This is a genomic window from Psychrobacillus sp., from assembly GCF_056205495.1.
On sequence record NZ_JBAEAP010000277.1, the window covers coordinates 1 to 1,711 of the forward strand.

Below are 1,711 nucleotides of genomic sequence, written 5' to 3' on the forward strand. Positions count from 1 at the left end.
GTACTTTGCATTTCATCTTTAAAGACGTATTGAGAAAGGTATTCTTCTCACCCTTCGCGCCTAACTATACTTCACTTGTGGCATATTCGCATACTAAAAATAAAGAAAACTATACTCTTTGAACGTTTCAAGAACTTCTAAGTCACGATAAGTATTATATTAACCAAAACTAAACACTCATTGGTTTGTACAGACACTTCCTTTATCATATATATTGAATCCTTATAAATGCTTTGAATAATTTATATTTGTTAAGATTGTAGACCCTTATGGTAAAAACAGTGTTGATAATTAGGCTTTTACACCATAAATAAAAAACCAGGCTGCACATAGAATGCAAGCCCAGTTTTTTTGTTAAGCGTTTATTATAGACTTTTTAAAGGATGGTTTCACTTCTGCGATAATAATAGCAGTAAAAATCAGACAGCATCCTAAAATCATTCTCCCTGTTAAAATTTCACCTAATAATAATACAGAGAAAAAGGTTCCAAATAAGGACTCTGTCGACAGAATTAACGCAGATTTTGTTGGATCTGCATACTGCATTCCAATATTTTGACATACATAAGCAATTAGCGTACAAAAAACAGCCAGATATATTATGGTTAAAATACCCTCCACACTTGCAGAAGTAGGAATTTCTCCAAGTGTAAGAACACCAATCCAACTAAAAATCGAAGCTACGAAGAATTGGACGATTGTTAATGCTAATGCATCATCTTTTTTTACAAAGATATTCGTATAAAAAATATCAAATGCAAACGCGAATGCGCACAGTATCGATAACATATCCCCGAGATTAATGGTAAGTGAATCTTGTAGAGATAAAAATCCAATACCTACAATCGCAATGATGGCTGCCAAAATCTCAAAATGGTCGAATCGACGTTTATAAATGATGTAAGCAATAATAGGTACAATGATCACATTAATCGCTGTTAAAAAGGCATTTTTAGATGGAGTTGTATACTCAAGCCCTAGTGTTTGTAATGAAAACGCAATAAATAAAATAGCACCTAATATAGAACCTTTCCAGAAAACACTTTTTGAAATAAGTTTTAGTTTTTTAGAGAAAATAATGGCTAATAGAACTGTTGCTAATGTGAAACGGAGCGCCATTAATTGCATTACACTCCAATGTTCTAAGCCTACTGACATTCCCACAAATCCGCTCCCCCACATAACAGCGGTAATAATCATTAATAATTCACCTTTATATTTCCTCATGTTAGACCTTCTCTCTAATTCATAGCAAAAATATATCAATATAAGAATCATATTATTACTTTTTCACAATATCAACTAGACAATAAAAATTTTTTTAATTTTTGTTATAAACTATCTCAAAGTAATTTCAATTCGCATAGATTCTCATAATCTTAGAAAATAAAATAGGACTGCCAAGTAATAGACAGTCCTTACTGTATTATTTTTCTATTCTTACTAGCTGAGTTTTTTCTACATCATATTTCAATCCATCAGCACTTGGATCTTTATCATATTCGAGTACAGCCATCGTTTTTTCTATACCTTTTATGGAATCCCAATCTGCATCATTGACGATTAGGAACATATCTGTGTATGTTCTACCTTCACCAATGATTAAATTGCCTTCATATTTTACGTTTTCCATAGCATCCAGTTTTTCCACCCTTTCCTTTGCAAAAAGTAATCCTTCACCTTCTGAAACTTTCGAAAGAGAACTAATTAT

The 1,711-nt window shown here is 32.0% G+C and carries 2 protein-coding genes; both read right to left on the reverse strand.

The window, feature by feature from the left end; all coding sequences use genetic code 11:
• Nucleotides 1-354 precede the first annotated feature (354 nt).
• On the reverse strand, nucleotides 355-1,227 hold the full coding sequence (locus tag AC06OU_RS08065) for a DMT family transporter (RefSeq protein WP_475855110.1): 873 nt from the start codon (nucleotides 1,225-1,227) through the stop codon (nucleotides 355-357).
• 199 nt (nucleotides 1,228-1,426) lie between these two features.
• On the reverse strand, nucleotides 1,427-1,711 hold a 285-nt coding region (locus AC06OU_RS08070), incomplete at its 5' end, for a lipoprotein BA_5634 family protein (protein ID WP_475855112.1).

Coding starts and splice junctions, on each gene's coding strand:
- AC06OU_RS08065 (WP_475855110.1), bottom strand. CDS start 1,227: ATGAGGAAATATAAAGGTGAATTATTAATGATTATTACCGCTGTTATG.